This is a genomic window from Bradyrhizobium sp. MI1.7, from assembly GCF_055811795.1.
This window is the reverse complement of record NZ_JBVVPO010000184.1, coordinates 1-2,121: the sequence shown is the minus strand read 5'-3', so window position 1 is coordinate 2,121 and position 2,121 is coordinate 1. Positions and strand designations below refer to the sequence as shown.

The window sequence follows — 2,121 nt, the reverse complement described above, 5'->3', positions numbered from 1 at the left end:
CCACGTGAGACCTTGCAATTTGAAACGCCAGCAGAGAGATTTAATGCCTGTGTTGCGTCGACCGGTTGAGCCGGCCGATGGAAACCGGAAGTAGTCAGCGCAGGGTCAAAACGACGCGAATGACCCCAAGCGGACTTCTGTTGATTTAGATCAACATGAGCGGCGCGAGACTTCGTTTTCTTGCGTCCTTGTAGTGGCAGCCCTCTCCAGATCCCTGTAGATCAGCATCAAGGACAACCTCGATGAGATGTAGATTGATCAGTCTGACGTTTGCTGTCTCTTTAATTCCAATCGTTGCGAATGCGCAGGTAACCATTGATATGGGCAAGATCATATGTAGCCAATATCTTGCTATGCCGCAGTCACAGTCAGATAAGTTTTCTGCCTGGATGAGCGGTTGGTTCAGTTATCAGAACAACAGGACCTTTGTGGACCTTGCTTTGCATCAACAAAATATCGCCAACGTAAAGGCATGGTGCCAATACCATCCGGCGGAAAGCGTTATGTATGGTTTGCAACAATCGGTAGGCAAAAATTGACGGCTCGGGACTTTGGAGGATCGCTATGAAATGCAGGGCTCTTGTCGTTTCTGTGATTTTGATAGGCGCGGCATCAGCGCCAGCCGCGGCTCAGATCAAGCTGGACATGAACAAGATCACTTGCGGAAATTGGCTAGGATACGGTTCAGCAGACCGAGATTTCGTAAGGTATTTCATGAGCGGCTACTATAACGCGGCTGCAAATAATAATGTTTTGGACTACGACCGCCTGCAAAAGAATTCCGAAAAAGTTGTCGCCTATTGCAAAAAGCACAAATCCGAAACGCTGCCAACCGCCATTCAAAAAAGCGCCAGCTAGGTTGTGGGCCCCGACGGCGGCGTCGCGGCCGGAGTCTTGGCCGGCCACATTGCCACTCCTCGACCGAGAGTTGAACGGGCCACTGGAACTGCGCAACCGCCTCATTGTTGCGCGCATAACCGCGCGTGCTTCAATACGTCTCCTTTTGTTGGCCCCTTTCGGACTCGACAGATTTGGCTGATAATGTCCGCTCACGCGGCTGAAGCGGGCATTAAACATTCGCAGTTTGCGGCCTGCTTATGGCCAATCGGCGCACACGGAATTTGTGTACCAATTCGCATAAATAAAGCCGGGATTGCGCGATTGCAAACACGCTTGCGCGGGGCCGTCGCGCGGTCCCCGCAGGAACTCGCGCCCTCCACAGGACCCTGACGACCGATTGGTCATGGCCCCGGTCCTCTTTGACTGAGCGGGCCCGGAACAGACTTGCTCGAAGAGTGTTGGTCCTGCATCACCGCCCGGTCATAGGCTCTTATCGGTGATGTGAACGCCGGTTGCGCTTCCCGCCTTCCTCTTGAAGAAAGGAGCGCGCCATGAAACGGCGTCGTTTCAAGCAACAAGTGCCGCTGCAAGATCGTCTTGCGTCATTCGCCAAGACGGCGCGCGAAGTTGCGGCGCTTCTTCCCCCCGGGGCAGAAAAAGACAAACTGCTCCGCAAGGCGTCCGGGGCCGATACGGCGGACTGGCTGAACGAAAGCTTAGGGTCAACCGCCCAGCGGCCGCCCAAAGCAACTCCATGAGGGATTATCAAGCGGCTCTTGAAAAGCTTCGGAAGGATGCTGCTGAGGCCGCGCTAATCCGCGATCTTGCCACTGTCCCGACCAAGCGGGAAATGTTCGATATGTTGGCCCTGCATCTGACCAGCCTTGCCGATCATGTTGAGCTTGCGATGATCGAAGCTTCCAAGACGGCGAAGCGGGCGTAACGCCCTCAGTGCCCACGGGCAGCGGCTCGCACCGGCAGCGCCACCGCGTCACCATCGCCAGCCGCCGCGCAACGCAAGCGCAGTTCTGTTCTTGGGACAAAAGCGCAAAATCTGCAACTTGATCGAAGCCGCGCACTCGACCGCGCCAGCATCACGGCGCGGACAGGCGACCGACAGCGGACGGCAACCAACGGAGCATGGATGATGATGGATAAAATCCAACGCGCCATTTTAGAAAATCAAGTCATCCTTGCCGAAGCCCTGTGGATGCTCCTGCATTCGCAAGGTATCAGTTCGGACGCAACGCTTCAGAACGTCTCCGCCCGCATCAAGGCTAC

The 2,121-nt window shown here is 55.4% G+C and carries 4 protein-coding genes; all 4 read left to right on the top strand.

Annotated elements, in window-relative coordinates:
- Positions 1–254 precede the first annotated feature (254 nt).
- The 4 genes from AC0L3X_RS46960 (at position 255) to AC0L3X_RS46945 (ending at position 1,783) form a co-directional block, all read left to right on the top strand.
- The gene (locus AC0L3X_RS46960; protein WP_223153946.1) at positions 255–539 is read left to right on the top strand and encodes an HdeA/HdeB family chaperone; all 285 of its coding nucleotides are present in this window, start codon (positions 255–257) and stop codon (positions 537–539) included.
- A 25-nt stretch (positions 540–564) separates the two neighbouring features.
- Positions 565–858 (top strand): HdeA/HdeB family chaperone, encoded by a 294-nt coding sequence (locus tag AC0L3X_RS46955; RefSeq protein ID WP_084795025.1) that lies wholly within the window; start codon positions 565–567, stop codon positions 856–858.
- A gap of 533 nt (positions 859–1,391) precedes the next feature.
- Complete coding sequence (locus AC0L3X_RS46950; RefSeq protein ID WP_084795024.1) at positions 1,392–1,598, top strand: hypothetical protein; 207 nt, start codon at positions 1,392–1,394, stop codon at positions 1,596–1,598.
- Entirely contained in the window at positions 1,595–1,783 is a 189-nt protein-coding gene (locus AC0L3X_RS46945; protein WP_084795023.1) for a hypothetical protein, read from the top strand. The genes AC0L3X_RS46950 and AC0L3X_RS46945 overlap by 4 nt, the downstream gene beginning before the upstream one ends.
- The last annotated feature ends 338 nt before the right edge of the window (positions 1,784–2,121 follow it).